The 22,151-nt window shown below is 57.6% G+C and carries 19 protein-coding genes and 2 pseudogenes; 5 read left to right on the top strand and 16 right to left on the bottom strand.

Annotated features, from left to right (window positions below; translation table 11 throughout):
* The first annotated feature begins 148 nt into the window (after positions 1–148).
* Complete coding sequence (locus ACR0DB_RS22295) at positions 149–1,138, top strand: helix-turn-helix domain-containing protein (protein WP_480553054.1); 990 nt, start codon at positions 149–151, stop codon at positions 1,136–1,138.
* Between the two features lie 100 nt (positions 1,139–1,238).
* Here the strand turns inward: ACR0DB_RS22295 and ACR0DB_RS22290 are convergent, their stop codons facing one another.
* Genes ACR0DB_RS22290 through ACR0DB_RS22250 form a run of 9 tightly spaced genes read right to left on the bottom strand, consistent with a single transcriptional unit; the run spans position 1,239 to position 10,847 of the window.
* Positions 1,239–1,919, bottom strand: coding sequence for a FadR/GntR family transcriptional regulator (locus ACR0DB_RS22290; protein ID WP_237215984.1), 681 nt, complete (start codon positions 1,917–1,919; stop codon positions 1,239–1,241).
* A gap of 42 nt (positions 1,920–1,961) precedes the next feature.
* Complete coding sequence (locus ACR0DB_RS22285) at positions 1,962–2,795, bottom strand: sulfite exporter TauE/SafE family protein (protein WP_480553052.1); 834 nt, start codon at positions 2,793–2,795, stop codon at positions 1,962–1,964.
* A 3-nt stretch (positions 2,796–2,798) separates the two neighbouring features.
* Complete coding sequence (locus tag ACR0DB_RS22280) at positions 2,799–3,548, bottom strand: DUF1028 domain-containing protein (protein ID WP_170775752.1); 750 nt, start codon at positions 3,546–3,548, stop codon at positions 2,799–2,801.
* Position 3,549: 1 nt separating this feature from the next.
* On the bottom strand, positions 3,550–5,343 hold the full coding sequence (locus ACR0DB_RS22275) for a gamma-glutamyltransferase family protein (protein WP_480553051.1): 1,794 nt from the start codon (positions 5,341–5,343) through the stop codon (positions 3,550–3,552).
* 15 nt (positions 5,344–5,358) lie between these two features.
* A complete protein-coding gene (locus tag ACR0DB_RS22270; protein WP_170356483.1) occupies positions 5,359–6,222 on the bottom strand; it encodes an ABC transporter permease in 864 nt (287 codons plus the stop codon).
* A 1-nt stretch (position 6,223) separates the two neighbouring features.
* Complete coding sequence (locus ACR0DB_RS22265; protein WP_480553049.1) at positions 6,224–7,168, bottom strand: ABC transporter permease; 945 nt, start codon at positions 7,166–7,168, stop codon at positions 6,224–6,226.
* 60 nt (positions 7,169–7,228) lie between these two features.
* Entirely contained in the window at positions 7,229–8,740 is a 1,512-nt protein-coding gene (locus tag ACR0DB_RS22260) for an ABC transporter substrate-binding protein (RefSeq protein WP_480553048.1), read from the bottom strand.
* Positions 8,737–9,834: an ABC transporter ATP-binding protein gene (locus ACR0DB_RS22255; protein ID WP_480553047.1), complete on the bottom strand. Its 1,098-nt coding sequence runs from the start codon at positions 9,832–9,834 to the stop codon at positions 8,737–8,739. Before ACR0DB_RS22255 ends, ACR0DB_RS22260 begins: the two co-directional genes overlap by 4 nt.
* Complete coding sequence (locus tag ACR0DB_RS22250; RefSeq protein ID WP_480553045.1) at positions 9,822–10,847, bottom strand: ABC transporter ATP-binding protein; 1,026 nt, start codon at positions 10,845–10,847, stop codon at positions 9,822–9,824. The genes ACR0DB_RS22255 and ACR0DB_RS22250 overlap by 13 nt, the downstream gene beginning before the upstream one ends.
* Before the next feature lie 369 nt (positions 10,848–11,216).
* On the opposite strand from ACR0DB_RS22250, the pseudogene ACR0DB_RS22245 reads away from it, so the two are divergent.
* The 4 genes and pseudogenes from ACR0DB_RS22245 to ACR0DB_RS22230 all read left to right on the top strand — a co-directional run.
* A pseudogene (locus tag ACR0DB_RS22245) lies at positions 11,217–11,354 on the top strand (LacI family DNA-binding transcriptional regulator); the annotation flags it as partial.
* 15 nt (positions 11,355–11,369) lie between these two features.
* Positions 11,370–12,233 (top strand): LacI family DNA-binding transcriptional regulator, encoded by an 864-nt coding sequence (locus ACR0DB_RS22240; protein ID WP_480553058.1) that lies wholly within the window; start codon positions 11,370–11,372, stop codon positions 12,231–12,233.
* Between the two features lie 22 nt (positions 12,234–12,255).
* A complete protein-coding gene (locus tag ACR0DB_RS22235) occupies positions 12,256–12,642 on the top strand; it encodes an ATP-binding cassette domain-containing protein (RefSeq protein ID WP_480553043.1) in 387 nt (128 codons plus the stop codon).
* Between the two features lie 2 nt (positions 12,643–12,644).
* Entirely contained in the window at positions 12,645–13,634 is a 990-nt protein-coding gene (locus ACR0DB_RS22230; protein ID WP_480553041.1) for an aldo/keto reductase, read from the top strand.
* A gap of 49 nt (positions 13,635–13,683) precedes the next feature.
* Here ACR0DB_RS22230 and ACR0DB_RS22225 read toward each other — a convergent pair whose 3' ends face one another.
* From ACR0DB_RS22225 to ACR0DB_RS22195, 7 genes and pseudogenes are all read right to left on the bottom strand, one after another.
* On the bottom strand, positions 13,684–14,709 hold the full coding sequence (locus tag ACR0DB_RS22225) for an adenylate/guanylate cyclase domain-containing protein (RefSeq protein ID WP_480553039.1): 1,026 nt from the start codon (positions 14,707–14,709) through the stop codon (positions 13,684–13,686).
* Complete coding sequence (locus ACR0DB_RS22220; protein ID WP_480553038.1) at positions 14,702–15,046, bottom strand: Hpt domain-containing protein; 345 nt, start codon at positions 15,044–15,046, stop codon at positions 14,702–14,704. Before ACR0DB_RS22220 ends, ACR0DB_RS22225 begins: the two co-directional genes overlap by 8 nt.
* A 3-nt stretch (positions 15,047–15,049) precedes the next feature.
* Positions 15,050–20,920 carry a GAF domain-containing protein gene (locus ACR0DB_RS22215; RefSeq protein ID WP_480553037.1) on the bottom strand — a complete coding sequence of 1,957 codons (5,871 nt, stop codon included), beginning with the start codon at positions 20,918–20,920 and terminating at the stop codon, positions 15,050–15,052.
* Between the two features lie 501 nt (positions 20,921–21,421).
* A complete protein-coding gene (locus ACR0DB_RS22210; protein ID WP_170775773.1) occupies positions 21,422–21,559 on the bottom strand; it encodes a hypothetical protein in 138 nt (45 codons plus the stop codon).
* Between the two features lie 12 nt (positions 21,560–21,571).
* Positions 21,572–21,799 (bottom strand): gamma-glutamyltransferase, encoded by a 228-nt coding sequence (locus ACR0DB_RS22205; RefSeq protein WP_480553035.1) that lies wholly within the window; start codon positions 21,797–21,799, stop codon positions 21,572–21,574.
* Complete coding sequence (locus tag ACR0DB_RS22200) at positions 21,744–21,890, bottom strand: hypothetical protein (RefSeq protein WP_480553056.1); 147 nt, start codon at positions 21,888–21,890, stop codon at positions 21,744–21,746. The genes ACR0DB_RS22205 and ACR0DB_RS22200 overlap by 56 nt, the downstream gene beginning before the upstream one ends.
* A gap of 150 nt (positions 21,891–22,040) precedes the next feature.
* Positions 22,041–22,151 (bottom strand): annotated as a pseudogene (locus ACR0DB_RS22195) (universal stress protein); the annotation flags it as partial.

Here is a 22,151-nt window from a genome sequence, read left to right as displayed (position 1 = left end):
ATGGCGACCGCAACCTCGTCTGCACATGCCCTCCAATGGACGCGTACGCGGAAGCGGCGGAATAAACAGAAAACCCCCGCCTTGGCGGGGGAAACACCATCCAAGGAGCACCTTTTCTGACCTTACACAACCAGACTTGGTAAATCTGATGAAACACTACGTTGTTCATAAAGATCAGGCGAATAGGGACGCAGTGCAGCCAATGGCAAAACGCGTTCGAAACATCGAAGTTGTTCTGCAACGCCCTGAGGATAAAGCGACCGTAGAACCGATTATGTCGTTCTACAGGGCTTTGAACAGGTTGATCGAGGCGCACTCCTATGTCGTCAACCTACGCATTCTTGCTGAAGACAAAGTTGGCGAGCCCCTTTATTGGACTGGTCGCTCTGTCATCTTCTGGGGCGATCACGAGCAGACTTGGCATCCTATTGGATCAGAACGGCTTTGGGTAGCTCAGGTCTTGAACCTTGCGCCTCGGACAATGCTTGTCGGAGGGGCTGTGATGCTGTTGATGCTGGCGGGCGGTTCTGGTCGCAAGCTGGGTGCGGTCCATCCGGGTTTCCAAGCCGGTGCGGCAGAGCAAGGGTTGGAAAGCTGCGGAACATCAACCCATCTTTCTGCGACGGGGCGCCTGCATAGTGCCAATAGCCGGATCAGTTCTCTCAGGTTACTGGCCCGCTTCGTGTCGATTGATCATGGCGAACATATAGCGGATGTATTGCGCAAATATATCGGGTTGGAAGAACCGACGCGGGGGGGCGAAAGTCAGGTTGTAAATCGGCTGGTGCGTCGCTCTGGCGGGGACGAATTGGTTATTCATACGCTGAAAACCATGCTGGAGACGATCGAGGACCCGCTGAGTATTTCCGATTTGTCAAAAGTCGTTGGAACATCGACACGTCAGTTGCAGCGACGGTATCTGTGCAAAACGGGTACTAAGCTTTTGGACACCTATAAAGAACTTAGATTGGAGCGGGTGCACTGTCTTTTGAGACATACCGACTTGCCGTTTTCGGAAGTTGCCATTGCCACGGGATTTTCGTCGCGGGTGGCAATGTCTCGGGCTTTCTTCAAGCACTACAGGTCAAAGCCGGAAGACAGTCGAAAGCAGCGGTATCTCGGTAGTTTGGATATTTGAGCCTGCGGCAGAGGGTCGTTTTGCATTGAACGCCTTGCCAGAATTTTTTGTGGCTTGGAAGCAGGGCGCTTTGGAATTGCCAGGCGCTGATGCTCTCTTTTCAATCCGAGTGAAGATCGGTCAGGTGCTGCGTTAGCCCATAAGTCCTTTCGCGCAACATGGCGTTGGAAACGGACAGCAGATGTGACTGCATAACTTCCGCTGCGCCCTGACTGTCACGCGCGGCAATCGTGCTGAACAATTGTTCATGCTGTTCGCCCAGACGCACCAGTGTCGAGGCGGAATATTGCGTCGCGCGCTGCCGGGTCCACTCCGATTGTTTTCGAACCGCGCGGATTGAATCGTAGACCGTCAGAAACAGCGGATTATGCGCAAGTTCCGCGATCTTGTAGTGAAATACATCGTCGGCGACCCCATAGGCCTGAGTATCCGCCGCATCCAGCGTGGCCTGCATCAGTTGCTCGAGCGTGCGCAGTTCTTTGGTAGAGGCCCGTTGCGCCGCCAGAGCCGCAAGAGCGGGTTCGATCTCTAGCCGCACTTCCATCACGTCGCGCGGCATCACTTTGGCTGCCACAGCCCGGAACGGGCTGGCACCCACCGCGGGCGGTGGTGACACAAAGGTTCCCTGACCGTGGCGGCGAAATACAGTGCCGTCTTCTTCAAGCTGATCCAGTATTCGACGCATCCGGGCGCGGGTCACGTTCAATGCCTCGGCCAGCGCCCGCTCTGGCAGCAGCTTGCCGTTCTTCAGGAAATCACCTGTTTCGATTCCCGCCCGCAAGGTTGTAGTCAGTTCGATATCTGTTGGACAATTTCCCAAAGGTCAGAACGCTCCGATCAGGTCATAGAACATGCGCAAGGACGTAAGCATCAGGAAGGCGCCAAAGGCAAGACGCAATGCACGTTGCGAGATCGTGTGAGCGATGCGTACGCCGACATGGGCAAAGCTGGTCGTCAGCGGGATGATCAGCACTGCCGCGATCAAGTTGACATAGCCAAGCGAGAAGGGCGGTAGCCCCGTTTGCCCCAGCCCTGTCGCCGCATAGATCAACGCGCCGGGCAGGCCGATGACGAAGCCGATGGCAGCTGATGTGCCGACAGCGCGGCGGATGTCATAGCCCAAAAAGTTCAGTACGGGCACGCAGACCGTGCCGCCACCGATGCCCATCATTGCCGAAATCGCCCCGGCAAATACGCCGGTTGCAGCCCAAACACGGGGCGAAAAGCTGCGGGGCGGGCCGTCATTGCCGGGCTTGCGAATGATCATGTCCAGCGCGACCACAGCCGCCACCGTGGCAAAAACGGCAACCAGAATATAGCCGCTGACCACACCGCCCAATATTCCGCCGATCACCACGCCGAACAGAATGGCCGGGGCCCAACGTTTCAGCAACGCCATATCCAGCGCGCCGCGCTTATAGTGCCCCCAGCTTGAGGACAAGGCAGTGAACACGATGGTAGCCAGCGATGTTCCAACCGCCACCTGCATGGTCAGCGCCGGATCACTACCTGTCAGCGACAATGCGAAATACAGGGCAGGGACGATTACGATCCCTCCGCCAACCCCCAGCAACCCGGCCAGAATACCGCCGAACACGCCAGCGGCTGCGGCAATCGCGATCAAGGTCGCCAGGGTGGAAACGTCAATCCCGCCCATGCATCACGCCGGATCAGTGGCCAGAGAACGGCTGACGCGCCCTTCGGCCTGCCGCTGGGCCTCGGCCTCGGCGATCGCTGCGTCAAGGGCGGTGCGGTCGGGATTGCCCGAGAAATTCTGTTCGCTCGGCATCGCCTCGGCGAAATGCAGGTACCGCTCACTGGCGACATCATAAAGCCGTCGCAGTTCGGCCAGCGGATCAGAATGGTCGTCGCTGCGCAGATCTAGCCAAGAATGGGTCTGACCGCGATTGATGACCAAGCCGGCAGCCTGCTTGCCGCGCTTATCGCCGCCTGCACGCTCGCCCGCCTCCATCGCCGCCATCAACCGTTCGGGGAAGGGCAGCGCGCCCTCGGCCGCATAGGTTTCAAAGGTCGCATCCACCACTTCGGGTCCCGCCAGCATATTACCCGCGACCGAGTGCATCTGCCCGATCCGATGCCCGGCCCAGTCAACGCAGGCCGATCCGGTATAGGCGGCGAAATTGCCATGTGCATCCATAAGATGGGCCTGCCGCGCGTCCCGGCCGGTGTCGCGGGCGACCAGATCATCCAATACCGATTGCGCGGCCTCTCCAGCCTCAAGTCGCCTTAAGCCTTCGGTGCCCCAAACCGGGTTCGAGAAAGCTTGCGAAGCGATGGCGCTACGCGGGCCAACATTGGGAACACGCGCGCCACAGGCGAAAAAGCGGCTGGCTACGATAAGGCCGATGGCGCCGGTTTCCGGGTCTTTTGCAATCAGAGAATAGGTCATGTCACCGTCCCACCGCATAAGCTTGCATCAATCGTGGCGTCGCCGCCGCGCGCAGAGTTCCGTCTTTTTCCCGCAGGGCTGCCGTAAGGCGACCCACCGTCCAAGGCTCGGCCACCGAGACCTTGTGGCCGCGTGCGCGCAGGTCCTCGATCACGGTTTCGCCGAATGTGGCCTCGATCATCATCTCGCCGGGGGCGGTGGCGCGGGGATAGAACGAGCCTTGAAAATGCATCGAGTGAAACAGCGGCGCGTCCATGCATTCCTGCAATCCCAGCCCGAAATGTACGAAGCGCAGGAACCAGATCAGCTGCCATTGATCCTGCTGGTCGCCGCCGGGCGTGCCAAAGACCAGTTGCACGCCTTCTTTTTCCGCCAGACTTGGCGTCAGCGTCGTGCGCGGCCTGCGCCCCGGTGCCAGTGAGGTCGGCAGCCCCGGTTCCAGCCAGAACATCTGCGCCCGACTGTTCAGCGGAAACCCAAGCCCGGGAATGACCGGAGAGCTTTGCAGCCATCCCCCCGAGGGTGTGGCCGCCACCATGTTGCCCCAGCGGTCGATTACGTCCAGATGCACCGTGTCGCCGCGTTTTTCGGACAGGTGCGACATGGTCGGTTCTCCAGCGCTGGCGCCGGTTCTGGCCGAGAAATCTCGTTCGGCTCGGGCGATGTAGGCATCGGCCAGATGTTCAAAGCCGGGCACCCGGCCGGGGCGTTGATCTTGCGAGGCATCTGGGGTGATCAACGCGCGGCGCTCGGCGGCGTATTCGTCGCTGAGCAGGTAGCCCATCGGGATATCACTGTGGTCGGGATCGCCGTAATAGGCCTCGCGATCCGCATAGGCGAGCTTCATCGCTTCGATTACTGTATGTACGAACTCGGCCCCGTTGGGGTCCATCGACCCAAGGTCGATCCCCTTGAGGATCGCCAGCGCTTGCAACAGAACCGGACCCTGGCTCCAGGCTTGGGTCTTGTGCACGGTCCAGCCGTGATAGTCATAGGTCAGCGTGTCTTCATACGAGGCCCGCCAGTCGGCCATGTCCGCGCGCGCCATCACGCCGGAATTGCGCTGGCCCGAGACATCCATCACCGAAGCCTCGGCCAGATAGTCGAAGATGCGGTCGGCAACGAACCCTTCGCGCCACGCCCGACGGGCAGCGTCGATCTGATCCGTGCGGTCGTCATGCGCGGCTTCGGCATCGGCTACAAGACGTTCATAGGTTGCGGCCAAAGCCGGGTTGGCGAAGTTACTGTGCGGTTCGGGTGCTTTGCCATCGGGCATCCATGTCTCTGCCGAACTGGGCCATTCGTCTTTGAAAAAATCGGTCAGCCCGTCAATAGTATGGGCCACGCGCGGCAAGACAGGGTGGCCGTCGCGCGCATAGTCGATGGCGGGTTGCACCACGTCCCGCAGGGGCAGTACGCCATGGTCGCGCAGCATCAGCATCCAGCCGTCGAAGGCTCCGGGGATGACCGTGGCCAACAGGCCCGAGCCGGGGATCAGGTTCAGCCCCAACCCTGTGTAATGTTCAATCGTGGCCGCGGCGGGCGCGGGGCCTTGGGCGCACAGCACTTCGGTCTTGCCGGTTTTGGCCGAGTGGAAAATTGCAGGCATGTCGCCTGCGGGACCGTTCAGATGCGGCTCGACCACTTGCAGGGTCAGCGCAGTGGCAACGGCGGCGTCAAACGCATTGCCGCCCTTTTCCAGAATGCCAAAGCCCACAGCCGAGGCGATCCAATGGGTCGAAGTGACGACGCCAAAGGTGCCTCGGATCTCGGGGCGGGTGGTGAATTCAGTCATTCCTAGTCTCCGAAATCAATGTTCGCGCGGGTCCAGCGCATCGCGCAGCCCGTCACCCAGAAGGTTGAACCCCAGCACCACAAGGAAGATTGCAATGCCCGGCCACATGGCCATCCACGGGGCCTGGTTGAGGAAGTTTTTCGCCGTGTTCAGCATCGAGCCCCAGCTGGGCGCAGGTGGCTGTTGCCCAAGGCCAAGGAAGGACAGTGACGCCTCGGCAATGATGGCGGTGGCGATGGTCAACGTGGCCTGCACCAGAACCGGCGGCAACACGTTGGGGAAGATGTAACGGCTGAGGATTTTCGAGGTCGGCAAGCCGATGGCGCGGGCTGAGGTGACGTAGTCCTCGGCCCGGACCGATAGCACTTGCCCACGGGTCAGGCGTATGAAGACAGGGGTCGCAGAAAGGCCAATGGCGATCATCGCGTTGGTCAGGGACGGCCCCAAAAACGCCGCCAGAGCGATGGCGAGGATCAGGAAGGGCGCGGCCAGTAACGCCTCTGTGCAGCGCGAGATGATGGCATCGATCCAACCGCCGAAATACCCAGCGATAATGCCAAGTGGAACGCCCAGCAGCACCGCAATCCCGACCGAGACCACCCCTGCCAGTAGCGAGGCCTGAGCGCCCCAGATCATGCGGGACAATACGTCTCGGCCAATTTCATCGGTGCCGAATGGATGCGCTGCGGTGGGTGGTTTGCGCACCGCACCCCAGTCGGTCGCCGCCGGGTCGGGAACCGGCAGGATCGGGGCCAGAAGGGCAATCAGCACGAAAAATGTAACCAGAAAACCGCCCAGCATGGCGCTTTTATGCGTGCGGAATTTCTTCCAGACCCGATTTTCCGGGCGGCGAGAGAGGATGGGATCAGCTAGAGCCATGTCAAGCGGTCCTCAGACGGGGGTTCAGCAGCACATAGGCCACGTCAGCCAGCAGATTCATCACGATGAACCCCACGGCTGTGACCAGCACGATGCCCTGCACCACAGCGTAATCGCGGTTGAACACAGCATCGACGACCATCTTGCCGAAACCAGGGATGGTGAAAATCTGCTCTGTCAGAACGGCGCCTGCTATCAGCTCTCCGAATAGCAGGGCGGTCAGGGTCACAATCGGGGTCAGCGCGTTGCGGAAGGCGTGTTTCAACACCACGCGGCGTTCATACAGGCCCTTGGCGCGCGCGGTGCGGACATAGTCGGATTTCAGCACGCCCAGCATCGCCGATCGGGTATGTCGCATCAGCGTCGCGGCCAGCGCGGTTCCCAACACAAAGGCAGGCATCAGCATGGTGGTGATGGATTTCACCGGGTCCTCGGACAGGGGTACATAGCCTGAGGCTGGCAGCAGGTTCAGCTTTACCGAGACCAGCAGGATCAGCATGATCCCCAGCCAGAAATTCGGAATGGAAAGCCCGGACAGAGCCACGATATTGGCGATGTAGTCTGTAATAGTGCCTTTCTTGACCGCCGACAGAATGCCCGCCGGTATCCCGATCACCAGCGCAAACAGGATCGCCATGATGGCAAGCTGGATCGTAACCGGCAGCTTTTCCGCAATCAGCTCGGTCACGGGCTGATTGGTGCGCAGCGAAATGCCCAGATCCCCCTGCAATGCATTCCCGACCCACGTCAGATATTGCACTGGAATGGGGTCGTTCAGACGATATTTCTCGCGCAGGAATTCCAGCACTTCGGGGTCACGTTCCTCGCCTGCCATGGCCAGCACAGGGTCGCCGGGCAACAGCTTTTGCAGGCTGAACACGAAGATCGAGATCAGCAGGATCGTGGGGATCGCAATCAGGATGCGACGCAGAATGAAAGACAGCATAACAGGGGCTTTCGGATAAAATACCCGCCCGGCTAGAGGACCGGGCGGGCCGTGAGTGGCTTATTTCTCCAGTTTCACGCCTTCCAACCGGATCATCCCATCCGGATAGGGGGTGAAGCCCGAGAGGCCATCATCAAGCGCCCAGATCCATGTCTGGTGATACAGGTACACGATGGGCATATCCTGGGCCAAAATGTCCCTTGCAGCGTCATAATCCGCCTTTCGCACATCAAAATCGGTCGAGGCGCGGGCGTTGTTCAGCATCTCGTCCACTTTCGGGTCCGAGTAATGGCTGTCATTGATGCCGCCACCGGTGGTCATGAACTGGTGGATATTGCCATCCGGGTCCACGCGGCCCGACCACCCGATCTGGCTGGCCTGATAGTCACCGGCACTTTGATCGGCCAGCAGGGTGGCAAATTCCTTGGACGTGATCTCGATTCTGATCCCGGCTTCGGCCGCCATGGCCTGCACGACCTGCATCAGTTGTAGCGGAACGGTGGTGTTGGGAACCTGAACCTCAAGGTCGATCCCGTCGGGGAAGCCCGCCTCGGCCAGCAGGGCCTTTGCTTTTTCCACGTCACGCGCGGGCACCGGGTGATCGGCGTCGTACCACGGAGACGTGGGCGGGAAGGGCTGGTTGCCCGGCGCAAAAGCACCTTCGAACACGACCTGATTGATCGCATCACGGTCGAGCGCATAGCTGAGCGCCTGACGCAGACGTCTGTCATTGCCCCACGGGTTATCGCCCTTTTCGCCATTGTTCACATTGATGGTAATACCTTGATATCCAAGCGAAACGGCACGTTCGACGTTGATCCCGCCATCACCTTCGGCCTGCGCGAGGTCAGTCGCGGCCAGACGTTCCAGCATGTCGATGTCACCCGATTGCAGGTTGGCCAGACGGACGGTTGTGTCCGGAATGGGCAGGAAGGTGACGCTATCGAAGTGGATTACACCCGCGTTCCAGTAGTCAGGGAACCGCTCGAGCGCGATACGATCCTGAGCGACACGTTCCTTGAACTTGAACGGGCCCGAGCAGACTGGGTTCAGACCAAAATCCGCCCCTGCCGCCTTGGCTGCCGTCGGAGAAACCATCATGCCTGAGCGGTCGGCAAATTGCGCCAGCAGGGTCGCGTCGGGCGCGGCCATGTTAAAACGAACAGTGTAGTCATCGACCACATCGACACCGGTCACGGACTTCAGCTCGGACTTACGGCGCGATTCCTCAAGGTTCTGCGACCGGTCGATATTGTCGGCCACGGCCTGTGCGTTGAACGGCGTGCCGTCATGGAACACCACGCCTTCGCGCAGGGTCATGGTCAGGGCTTTGCCGTCCTCGCTCCATTCCCAGCCGGTGGCCAGTTGCGGGATCAGCTCAAGGTCAGGGGTGATGTCGACCAGCTTATCACACATCGAGGCATAGACGATGCGGCCAACAAATGTGCGCGACTGATCGGGGTCCAACACATCTGCGTCGGATTGCAGAGCGATGCGCAGGTCGGCAGCTTGAGCGCTGAGTGCGGTTGCGCCGAGCAGTCCGGCCAACAGACCGGTTTTCAAGACATTCATGGTGTTTCCTCTCTGTTTTCGGCAGAAGCCGGGGGCGTTTGGACAGCCGCGCGATACAGCGCGAACCGCTCTTCTGCTCCGGCGCTGCGGCGTCGGGGCGGGGCCGGTTTTCCAGCCTCTGGTATGGTTTTCCAATGATGGCAGGCGACGTGATGGCCCCTGCCTGCGTCCTCTAGAACTGGGGGTGTCGTCCGGCAATTGTCCTGCGCAAAGGGGCAGCGGGTATGAAACCGGCACCCTGCCGGTGGCGCAGACGGGCTGGGTGTTTCCCCGTTCAGCGCCATGTGATCACGTTCGCGCCCCGGCTCGGGTTCCGGGATCGCGGATAGCAGTGCGTGCGTATAGGGGTGGCGCGGTTCCTCGAACACCTGATGGGCGGGGCCGGTTTCAACTACCTGCCCCAAATACATCACAGCGATGCGGTCGCTCATATGCCGGATAACGGCCAGATCATGAGCGATAATGACCAGCGTTAGATCCAGATCCTCTTTCAGATCGTTCAGCAGATTTACCACCTGCGCCTGTACCGACACATCCAAAGCCGAGACCGGTTCATCCCCGATCAGCAGCCGGGGACCCGAGGCCAGCGCACGGGCAATTCCGATCCGCTGGCGCTGGCCACCCGAGAATTCGTGCGGATAGCGGTTGGCGTGATCTGGAAGTAACCCGACCTGCGCCAATAGCGCGGCAACCTTTTGGCGACGCGCGCCCTCATCAAGCTCGGGCGCGTGCACTTCTAACGGTTCGCCGACCAATTTGCCCACCGTCGTTCGGGGGTTCAGGGACGAGAACGGGTCCTGAAACACGAATTGCATCTGTTGGCGCAGCGGGGCCATGTCACGGCGGGGCAGGTCCTGAACCTCTTGCCCGTCAAACAGAACCTGACCCGAGGTTGGCCGATCCAGCCGCATCAACAGCCGCGCAAGCGTTGACTTACCGCAACCGGATTCTCCGACGATGGCAAAGGTTTCGCCCTTATGCACCGACAGAGAAACACCATCGACCGCGCGCACTTTGGTTTTGCGCTCGAACAGGCCGGTGCCGAGTGTGAAATGACGGGTGAGGTTTCGTGCCTCAAGGATTACATCGCGCATCTGACCCCCTTGAGCTGCTCCAGCGGGGCATAGTGGCAAGCCACTGCGTGGTTTTCCCCGACATCAGACAGCACTGGACGATCGGCGCAATCCTCGGTCGCAAAGGGGCAGCGCGTGCGAAAGCGGCAACCCTGCGGCATGTCCGCCAGCGCAGGCACGGTGCCGGGCACAGTGATCAACCTGTCGCGAGATCCGCTCATGCGCGGGACCGAGCTCATGAGGCCAATGGTGTAGGGGTGTTGCGGATCATCGAACACTGCATCTACCGGGCCGCATTCGACGATCTGTCCGCCATACATCACTGCCACATTCGTTGCGATTTCAGCGACAACGCCCAGATCATGGGTAATGAACACCGCGCCCATTCCTGTTTCAGCCTGAAGTTCCCGGATCAGGTCAAGGATCTGGGCCTGAATGGTGACGTCCAGGGCCGTGGTCGGCTCATCCGCGATCAGCAGCGAGGGATTGTTGATCAGCGCCATCGCGATCATCACCCGCTGCCGCATTCCACCTGAAAGCTGGTGGGGATATTCGTTCAACCGCTGTTCCGGGGCCGGAATGCCAACGCGCCGCAGCATGGTCAGTGCGCTTTCATCGGCCTCTGCACGTGTGCAGTTGCGGTGATGCAGGACCGCCTCGGTGATTTGATCTCCGATCTTGAACGCGGGGTTGAGCGAGGTCATCGGCTCTTGAAAGATCATCGCCATCCGGTCGCCCCGCGTAGCGGCGTCCAGTTGCTGCGTCCGCAGGTCGTATCTGCGGCCTTCGAATTCTAATTCACCCGAAGGGATTTCGATCACATCGAGCGGCAACAACCCCATCAGCGCCATGGCGGTCACCGATTTCCCGCAGCCGGATTCGCCCACGATACACAGTGTATCGCCTGCTGAGACGGTCAGGTTCAATCCGTCTACGGCGGTGGCAGTTTGGCCACGAAAAGACAGGCTGAAGTCCGAAAGCTTCAGGATGGCATCTCTTTTTTCAGGCTCAATATTGGGTTTTGAGCTGGGCACGAGTGAAACCTTTATAGCAACCTATACGCAATTGGTTGCATTGCGGCAAAATGTTTGTCAACGGATGATTGAGGTTTTTTGATCGTGCAATGGTTGTTTTGAGGAAACTGCCCGATTTGTAGGCATCGCTCTTTGGCGCGGTCTTGAACACCTTAGTACAGCAACTGAGTTGGTGATTTTGGCTACTGCTTTGAACATACGGCCGAAATGTTCTTTCTCTGCGACGTGCCGGTGCACATGCCTAGGAAGCAAGCGGATAAGCGTCGAGCTGAGGGTCGAATGGATTCCAAATTCGTCGCCAAAACCCGATTGAAACATTTCAAAATAGCTTGAAACGTTTTAAATGTTGATTCTCGCAAGGTGGAAAAAATGAAAAACCCGACGATTGTTGACATAGCGAAGCGTGCTTCGGTTTCGGTCGGGACTGCATCGAACGTGATGAACCGGCGTCCTGTGGTTTCGAAAGCGCTTGTCGAAAGGGTCGAAGCCGCAGCAGCCGAGCTTGGCTACAACCGCAATACGTTGGCCGCCAGCCTGCGCAGCAGCAGAACCGGGGTTATCGCATTGGTTGTGCCCAATATCGAAAACGCATTTTTCTCGGAAGTATTGCAAGAAATCGAGAACCTTGCGCTGGATAGCGAGAAAAGCGTCATGTTTATGACGACAGGCGAGGAAGAGGCGCGAACGCGCCGACACTTGCAAGCAATAATTTCCCGGCGTGTGGATGGGCTGATCATTGTGCCTGCCTTCGACTACCAGCCCGCTTTGGCGGAACTTGAGCGATACGGTATTCCGATCGTTGTTGCCGATAGGATTTCACAAAAAAACCCATTTCCCTCAGTCTCTGTCGATCACAAGGCAGCCGGCGAAATGGCAGGCCGGCATCTATTGGAGATTGGCGCACGCGATGTCGTGTATTTTGGGCACAGCCGTCCCGATTACTGGATTCTGAAACAGCGAGAAGATGGGTTTAGTGCCGCTCTGGCCAACCAGCCTGAGCAGGTATCGGTCAGGTCGTTCAGCCTGTCTTTGGACGTTTTTGTAGGCAAAGAACAGGCGCTGACAGCATTGAAGGCCCTGGATAAGCCACCGCAGGCGATTTTTGCGGCCTCGAATCTTGCGTCGAAAAGTGTATTGCCTGCGCTTCAGGCCAAAGGGTGGTCCATTCCGGGTGATACACGCTTTTTGGCGATGGATGACTTCGAGGCGCTGACCATGATGCAGCCGGGCATCTCTGTGATCAGCCAGCCTTCGGCCCAGATCGCCAGTCAGGCCTGGCAGAAGCTGATGCATTTGATTGATGGGGAAGAGGCGGGCGAAAACGCTCTGTTGCAGCCAGAGTTGATTGTTCGTGGTTCAACACCCGTCATAGCCGCAAGTGCGTGACAATGGCCGCGGGGGTAAAGACATGACCCAATCAGGCTCGACCCTGGCCGAGAACATCTTTGCCGACGGGATGCCTCGGAAACGCTTCGGCTTTGTGGATTGCGCTGCAGCCGAAGCACAAGCGGCGGTGCTGTTGGGACCATTGGGATTTACGGGCGATCCGCGCAAACCGATGGCGCGGTTGAGCACCGGTGACAGGCAACGAGTTGAGATCGCACGCGCCCTTCATTGTAACCCGCGTGTGCTGATATTTGACGAAGCCACCACTTCGCTGTCGCGCAGCGAACGCGAACGCCTGTTCAACGTGGTTAAGTCGATCCGCAACGGCCGAAAAGACAGGGCGAAGACCATGGCAATTCAATGCCGTCGGGCAAAAAAACTGGTACGATGTTTACTTGAAGGAAAATGAAGATGGATAAACGGCGGGTGGGTCGGACTGACCTCGTAGTTGATGTTTTGGGCCTCGGTGGCGCTCCACTGGGTGGAAATTTTGTGGACCTTGGCTATGGTCAGGCTGCCGAATTGATCCAGGCCGCGAAGGATGCAGGGATCGGGTTTTTCGACACAGCGCCGTGGTATGGTTTTGGTCGGTCCGAGCGAGTCATGGGAGATTTGCTGCGCGGCACTGACTACGTCCTGTCTAACAAGGTCGGGCGTCTTCTGGTTCCCGGAAGCGTCGAAAATCCGATGGATTTTGGAATGATCGACCCGCTGCCGTTCCACGTCATCTATGATTACAGCTACGATGGGGTCATGCGCAGTTTCGAAGACAGTCTCCAACGTCTCGGACTGGACCGCATAGATATTCTTTTGGCTCATGATATCGGAGTATTCACCCACGGCGATGAGAACACGCGCCATTTCAAAGATTTGGCTGAGGGTGGGTACCGTGCAATGGACGAGCTGCGTCGCGCGGGCAAGGTTAAGGCAATCGGACTAGGTGTGAACGAAAATCAAGTCTGCATGGATGCACTGGGCATCGGCAACTGGGATGTTTTCCTATTGGCCGGTCGTTACACTTTGCTGGAACAGACGCCACTATCGACGTTGTTCCCCGCCTGCGCCGAGGCCGGGACATCAATAATCTGCGGTGGCCCGTTCAACTCGGGCATTCTTGTTGGAAGAGAGATGTGGAACTACGCCAAAGCGCCCGAGGATGTGGTCGCCAAAGCAAGAGCTTTGCAAGAGGTTGCTGATGAATTCGCGGTGCCTCTGGCTGCTGCAGCCCTGCAATTTCCCCTTGGTCACGACATTGTCACGTCAATGATTCCAGGGCCGCGGGACAAGTCAGAACTGGAACAGATCATTGAATGGTTCAACGCGGACATTCCAAACGATTTCTGGCTTACGCTGAAATCGAAAGGTCTGCTGGATGATCAAGCGCCGGTTTCACAGTCTTAACCACGCTTTGACGACGCCGCGAATGTTGCCACCACGGCTGCACCCATAGTCAAAGCGCATGGATGTCAAAGGGTTCTGAAAAGCCTTTGATAGTGGTGTTGCCGTAGGTTTCCAGCACGGGTGTCCCGTTCAAAAGATCGCAGGTTTCCTGATCAACCAATATCCGACTGCCAGTCTTCTGGGTCTCCGATTCAAGGCGCGCGGCGAGGTTTACGGTTGACCCGATACATGTGTAAGTCGCGCGATTGTCTGTTCCGGCATAGCCAGCGACAACTTCGCCGGTCGCAATCCCTACACCGATTTTCAGGTCGCTTTTCCCTTCGGCCTGCCGTTCGAGATTGAGAACCTCGATCATACTGTGCATTTCCTGCCCTGCGGTCACCGCACTTTGGGCCGAGTTCGGCAACGGTTGCGGCACCCCGAATAAGGCCATCAAACCGTCGCCCAACATCAGGCTGACAATCCCGCCATTGCTGGACACGGCTTCGAACATCAAAGTGTAGAAGGTGTTGAGCAGATCAATCGTTTCTTCAGGGGCTAGATTTTCCGACAATGTCGTAAAGCTGCGAATATCGCAGAACAACACAGATGCATTCGCGCGTTTTCCGCCGATGGCAAAACCGGATTCCTGCAAATCCTGCGCCACTTCGGTTGTGGCAAACCGTTCAAGCAGGCGTTTTTGTTCGTCGCGGAGCCTTTTCTTTTCAAGCCCGCTGGACACCCGCGCCCCAAGCAGGGTCTTGTTGACCGGTTTGGGCAGGTAGTCTTCCGCGCCCAGTTCGATACAGCGCACGACATTGTCCAAACCTTCGACCGATGACGTCACAATCACGGGCAGATCGCGTAGTTCGGTATTTGACTTGATCGCCTCTAGAACCTGAAACCCATCCATTTCAGGCATTTCGATGTCCAATAGCACCAGGTCAAAAGATTGACGGGACAGCATCTCCATGGCGACCCGGCCGTTTTCCGCAACTGAGGCGTGATGGCCCAAAAGCTCGACATTGCGGGACAACAAAAGCCGATTGACCTTGTTGTCGTCGACGATCAGCAACTGGCCGGGGGTTTCAGTCATCAATCAGGCTCCGAAGGGCTGTACCCGCTTTGGTTAGAGCGGCCTCCAATTGTGTCGCATCGGACAGATCATCGGCTGCGGGAAGCGCCCCGAGTTCGATCTGCTTTGCCAGCTCTGCCAGTGCCGCTGCGCCAAATGTATTCGCATTGGACTTGATCGAATGGGCCGCGCGGCGGTAGCCGTCTGCGTCGGATGCCGCAAGGGCGTCTTTCAGGTCGCCGATCATTCCGGGGGCTTCCTCAAGGAACGTATTTACAAGTTCGGCCGCAAAACCCTCTCCTGTGGCGTCTTTCAGCTTTGTGAATATCTGGTGGTCTAGAATCGGTTCGTCTGACATGGATCACCTTTTCGAGCTGGGAACATTTAGCAGTGCTTCGACCAGAACCGGGACGCGGATGGGTTTGGTGATGTAGTCGTCCATTCCGGCGTCCAAACACATCTCGCGGTCGCCCTGCATGGCGTTTGCGGTCATGGCGATGATGCGCGGGCGGCTCTTGTCGGGAAAGCCCTGAATGATACGGCGCGAGGCTTCCAGCCCGTCCATCTCGGGCATTTGGACATCCATGAGAACCACGTCGTAGGTCTGCCTGATCACACTGTCGACCGCCTCGACCCCGTTGCTGGCCAAATCAGCGCGATACCCCATCTGTTCAAGCAGGCGGAGCGCCAGCTTCTGGTTTACCAGATTGTCCTCGGCCAACAGGATGCGCAGCGGGTGCCGATTTGCCATATCCGGGTCGGATTGCGGTTTGTTCGAGGATTTCGCGGGTATCTTGCGTGTCTGTTCTGTTGCAAACAGCGTGACCAACGTGTCGAACAGATGGGATTGACGCAATGGTTTGGACAGGTTCGCGGTAAACAGCCCGTCTTCGATATCCATGTCGCGCGGGCCAAGCGAGCTAAACAGGATCAAAGGCAGATCGGGTTGCGACTTGCGTATCCTTTGGGCCAGTTCTTCTCCGTCCATCTCCGGCATATGCATGTCCAAGATTGCCAGATCAAACTGATCCTCGGTTGCCAACAGTTTCAGGGCCTCTGACGGGCTGCTGGACACTGTCGTGCGGGCACCCCATTTTTCGGTCTGCAACAACAGAATTTTGCGGTTGGTGGCATTGTCATCCACCATCAGAATGCGCTTACCTTCAAGTTCGGGCTGGATACCGACCAGATTGCGCTCTGATGATTTCACCGGCTTTGCAGGCTTGACCCGGATCGTGAAGACGAAGGTCGACCCATGCCCTTCGCCTTTGCTTTCCGCTTGCATGGTGCCGCCCATAAGCTCGGCCAGTCGTTTGGAGATTGCAAGACCAAGACCCGTACCGCCGTATTTCCGGGTCGTCGAACTGTCGGCCTGACTAAAAGACTGAAACAGGCGGCTCATACCTTTTTCAGACAGTCCTATGCCCGTGTCCCTTACCCTGAACGTGAGCTCGATATCGTCCTGCGTAATGGCAGAGCGTTCAACGGACAAAACCACCTCGCCACGTTCCGTAAACTTCACGGCGTTGGACAATAGGTTCAACAATATTTGCCTGAGACGGGTCAGGTCCGTGCTGATCGCTGGTGGTAACTGATCGTCGAATTCATACGCCAGATCCAGCTGCTTTTCGGCTGCTTTGCCACTGATCAAGTCCAGTGCACTTTCGATACATTCCCGAAGGTCGAACGGATGGGCTTCGATATCCATCTGTCCCGCTTCGATTTTCGAGAAATCGAGGATTTCGTTGATGATCCCTAGCAACGCGTCACCGCTGTCGCGGATCGTATTGGCATAATCCCATTGCTCGGTATCCAATTCGGTGTCCATCAACAGCCCGCTCATGCCGATGACCGCGTTCATCGGTGTTCGAATTTCGTGGGACATCGTTGCCAGGAAAGCGCTTTTGGCTTCATTTGCCTCTTCTGCAGCCTTCCGGGATTCTTCGGCCTCACGGAACAGGCGCACATTTTCAAGCGCGATGATCGCCTGATCGGCGAAGGATTCAGCGATGGCAACTTCGTCGTCCCGAAAGGCGCGGGACGATTTGCGAATAAAGACCAGATTGCCGAAACAATCCTTGCCGCGCATCAGCGGCACCATGAAAAAGGCTTTGAACCCCTGTTGCTGCACAATCTTAGTGTCACGAGGGGACAATTCACCAAATCGGGATTCGTCAAAAAGAAGAGTTTCGCCGCTTTGGATGGCACGCGAGGGCAGGTTATCCTCGGGGTCAATTGGGAGACGCTCTGTCCAAGTGATTTCTTCAAGACCTTTGGGGGTTGCGGCTGCGACTTGCCAGTAGTGAGTTTTGTCCGCCTGCATGGCGATCGACAAGTCGCAATCTATCAAAGAGGTTGCCAGCGTTACGATTTTCTCGAAAACCGGTTTGGTGTCGGTGGGCGATTCAGAAATGACCCGCAGCACGTCCGCGCTGGCGGTTTGACGTGCAAGGGCGGTCTGCGTATCGTTGAAAAGTTGCGAATTCTGAATTGCGATAATCGCCTGTGACGCGAAAGTTTCCATTTGTTTGATTTGCTTTTGGTCAAAGGCGGCGGGCTTGCGACTTCCCATGCTGATAACACCTATCGTGACGCCATCACGTATCAGAGGGACAGACAGAACGGATCGGTACCCTTCAAGATGCGAGATGAGAACCGGGTCGTAATTTGCGTCGGCCTGAGTGTCTTCCACATAGTCGGCGCGCCCATGCAACAGGGCGCGCGCAGTGGCTGATTTTGAGCCAGGCTCGAACGGGTGCGCTTTCAGAAATTCAGCGAAAGAGGCTGAAACATTGTGCCCGGCGAAGTAGTGGAATTTACCGTCTTCGGGCTTTTTCAGCGCCACGAATGCATCCTGAAGGCGGCAGATGCGGGAGGAAACTGCCAACAACGATTGCAGAACCGGTTCCAGATCGTCGGGGGACCGGGAAATAACCTCCAGCACTTCACTGGAGGCTTTTTGATATTCCAGCGACTCTTCAACCTCGGCAGTGCGGGCCTGCACCTCTTCGAAAAGCCGGGTGTTGTTGATAGCGATCAGAGCCTGTGCGGCGAAGGTTTCCAACAGGTTTATTTGCTTTTCGTTGAAGGCCCCGACCTGCCTGTGCGCCATGACGATAACGCCAAGTGTCAGCCCATCCTTGACCAACGGAACCCCCAACGTGGTCAGATAATCGCCAATCTGCGCCGCCTCTTTCCAAGTGTATGATGGATCATTGCGCGTATCTTCGATGTAAACCGTCTTGCCATGCAACGCCGTGCGCCCGATGCACGAGCCTTCTTCGGGCGCGATGGGGTTTTCCGAAAGAAACGCAAGAAAGGCGTCACTGACATTTCGGGACATGACCACGCGGTACAGCCCGTCCTCTGGGTCCCGCATGGCAAAATACGCGTATTCCGGGTCGCAAATCCGCGATGACACCTCCAAAATCGCGTCTAGAACCGGCGGCAAATCGTTGGGCGAGCGTGAAATGACATCCAGAACTTCGGAGGTTGCGGTCTGGTATTCCAGCGATAGCTCGACTTCGGCGGTGCGTTCTTTGACTTCGCGGAACAGGTTGGCATTGGTGATGGCAATCGTGGCCTGATCGGCGAAGGTTTCCAGCAGCTTGATCTGTTTTTCGGAAAATCCGTCCACCTCGCGCGAACCCACTGAAATCACACCCACAACTGCGCCGCTTTTTACCAATGGGACGCCCAGTACCGAACGATATTCACCAACGCCGCTTTCCTCCATCCAAGTGTAGGTTGGATCGGCCTGAACATCTTCGATGTAGATTGTGCGTTTCGACAGGATGGCACGCCCGGTGACACCACTGTCATTTGGGGAAATAGGGTGAGCCGATACATAGTCCGCGAAAGTGGTATCCTTGGTCCGTATCGCGTGAACATGAAAAAGCAGGTCGTCGGGGTTCAGCATCGCCACATAGGCGTCTTGCAACTCGCAGATACGCGATGCTTCTTCCAGAATGGCGTCCAAGACCGGGGACAATTCGTTTGGCGAGGCCGAGATGACCCGAAGCACTTCCGAAGTCGAAGTCTGGTATTCCAACGCCTGCGTGACCTCTGCCGTTCGATCTTGCACCTCGCGGAACTGGCGTACATTTTCCATCGCAATGACGGCTTGCGCCGCAAAGGTCTGAACCAATGCGACGTCGTCGTCTGAAAAAGGTGCAACTTCGCGCCGATAGAGGACAATCACCCCTAGCCCGACGCCGTTCTTCATCAGCGGGACCGCAAGAACCGAACGGGCACCCTCGATTTCGACCATCTGTACCCGACGAGGGTCGCGATCCTTGTAGTAAAGCGGGTCCGAGGCGATATCGTCCTGCCGAATTACCTTGCCGTCGATCATTGGACGGATCGCAATCAGTTCGGTTCGTGTCAGAGGTTCAACAAAGTGTTTAAGGGCGTTGTCAAAATCCTCGGTCGCGCCGATGTTGGCCGGGATTGTCGCAAGCTGTTGGTCCTGATCGGCCACGCATAGAAAGGCGAGCGGTGCTTTGCACAAACGGCTGGAATTTTCGAGGATGCTGCGGAAAACAGGGTAGTCGTCGTCGCGGCTGCGGCTGATAACTTCCAAGATTTCGCGGGATGCTCCCTCTCGCTCCAGCCGTTCCTGCACTTCACGAAACTGGCGGGTGTTTTCGATGGCGATCACCGCATGTTTGGCGAATTCTTCGATGAAGTGCACATCCGAGTCAGAAAACGGGCGCACTTCACGGCGACTGACCGCAATTGCTCCGATCGCCTGATCCCCCTGCATCAGTGGAACCGCAACGCGCGACCTGATCCCTTCAACGTCGACCATCTCGACGGCGGTCGGATTGCCCGAGCGGTAGTAGTCGGTATCGACAATATCGTCGATGCATACGACTTTGCCGGATCGAATTGCGGTTGCAGCTGTAACAGAGCCGTCAAGCGGCCATTCCTGCCCAAGATCAACCTCGGTTTGTTCATGACCCCATGCCGCCGCCAGACGCGCATGTGTTCGGCCTGAATTCACAAGCACAAGCGCCGCCTGATCGGCACCGCACACCTCGGTGGCTTGCTGCAAGACCGTTTCAAAAACGCGCGCATCGTCATCCCGGCTCTTGCTGATGACACTTAACACTTTCTGTGTCGCAGTTTGCCGTTCAAGCTGTGTGTGCAGTTCGGTCAGTTGGCGTGTGTTGTCGATAGCGATGACGGCTTGGGCCGCGAAACCCTCAACCAACGAGATCTCGTCCGGGGTAAAGGGGCGCACTTCGCGTCGGTAAATACCGATGACGCCTACGGGCGCGCCATCGGCTGACATCAGCGGCACCGTCAGAAACGATCGGACACCTTCTTCATCCACAAGCTGGCGGCGCCAGGGATCGCCATTGATGTAGTGGTCGGTCAGCCGCAGATCGACATTGTGAATAACCCGCGCTTCGCGGACGGATTGAGCGATTTGCAGATTGGAATCCAAAGACCAGCGATCGACACCGACCTGATAGGTTGCCAACTGATCTCCGAAATGAGCGGCGTATTCCAGGTAGGATCCCGCCTTGTTCAGAAGGCTCAATGTCGCCACGTCCGTTTCACATAGTCGGGCCGTGTTTTCGAGTATGGTCTGGAAAACGGGCGCCTCGTCATCCCTGGACTGGCTTATGACCTCAAGAACCTCGCGCGCGGCCCCCTCGCGTGCCAAACGGGTCTGCAACTCGCGAAATTGGCGGACGTTTTCGATTGCGACTACCGCCTGCGTCGCAAAGGTTTCGATCAGTTCGACCTGATCGTCGGAATAGGCGCGCACCTCATCGCGGGCCAGCATCAGGCATCCGATCGCGGCACCATCCAGTTTGAGCGGAACAAGCAATATGCTGCGGCACCCATGGGTGTCGACAACAAGCTTGAAACGTGCGTCACCCGCTTTGTGAAAATCGGTGTCGCCCATGTCCAGAACATGTTGTGTTTGACCGCTGAGGATGGTGTCGGCGACAAGAGAATTGCCAGGCTCCATCGTGTATTTTCCGTCCAGCCAGAGCTGCTGGATGTCCGGGTGCAGATTGACGCTGGCAACCAGTCGTTGGAGGGCGTCTTCTTTGCGCCCCAGAACCAGACCGGCGAAAACAGCGTCGCACAGATCTTTAGCCAAAGTCACGATCAGATCGCAGACGGGCTGCACATCATCCTTAGCTTCCGAGATCGCCCGCATAACCTGCGAGGTCGCCTCGAACCGTGCTTGCTGGTCATCTACGCCGAGCATCGCATTTTGCCCAGACCGCGATACTGAATTCTCGGCTGTCCCTGATGTCCTTTTCTTACCCACCTGTGCTTAAGCTCCCAGGCAAACCAATGAAGTACACTAAGCCGGATTTTAGAGAGCGTAGGCTAGAAGTCACTGAGTTTCTTTGCCCATTGCGCCAATGGCAACTTTGGACCTGAGTTGATTGGGCCCAGACGCCTGTTTGGAAAGGAATGAAACCTCTGGTCCAGCTTGGCCGCTGGTCAGGTTTGCAGCGGATACACTTGTTGGTGTTATTGCCTCTAAGCTCTCATTCGTTTTGGCAAAGCTTCCTGCCCCTGCGCAGCAGAGTCCAACCACCAAGCGTTATGGCGAGAAAGGTACTTTGAACAAGCCTCGCGACTAGCTTAGGACATGTTCAATACCATTTAGCTGAGCGTTCCCGTCCGACGAATCAGGTCGATCTGCGGTTTGCCGGGTCTGGCCACCTCGGCTGCGGTCGGCACCGCCGGTCAACAGGCCCTACTTGATCAGGATCGCATGCAGGCCAGAGTTCAGGTCACCTGTCTTGACCTCATGGCCTGTGGCGGTCAGCGCCTCTACGAATTCAGCCGCTTCGGTTTCCTGCTCCATATCCATGCCGGAGCCGTTGCGATGCACGAAGTGGCTAGTCTAGATCGCGTCCTGCGGGTCCATGTCCCAGTCAAGGATCGCGATGATTGTGTTAGCCACACAGTTGATGACGCGGCTGCCACCGGGTAAGCCGATCAGTAGGTAAAGCTTGCCATCTTTCATCACGATGGTCGACTGGAACAACGAGGACCAGTCTTTTTTGCCGTACAGGTTATCGGTCACTTCCATCAGGCGCAGAATGCCCGGCGTTTTTTTGGCGCGCGCCAAAGGTGATCAGCGTCTCTGGTTCGGCGTCCCAATACAGCACGTACGCACCGCCACCAATGCCGGACAATTGCGGCTGGACCAGGTTTAGCATCAGCTGAACGGCGGTCATCGCGTCTGAAGGCGGTGCCGCCTGCGGCAAGAACAGCACCGGTTCTTAGAAACGTCTGCATCATCAGGTGCTCTCCCGGGAGATGATTGACGGTTGATCTCTTGTGCTGCGATTGGGGCGTTTCTGTTTGATCTAGACAGCCGCAGAGGCCGAGCGCACGACGTAGACTGAGACTTCTGAGTGTCTGACGACGCGTGCTGCGTTTGGGCCGAGGAGGTAGTCTTTGAGGTCGGGCCGGTGTGC

The sequence above is a fragment of the Ruegeria sp. AB6 genome (assembly GCF_056542685.1).
Note: the sequence above shows the minus strand (reverse complement) of the source record. Positions and strands in the feature narration are given on the sequence as shown.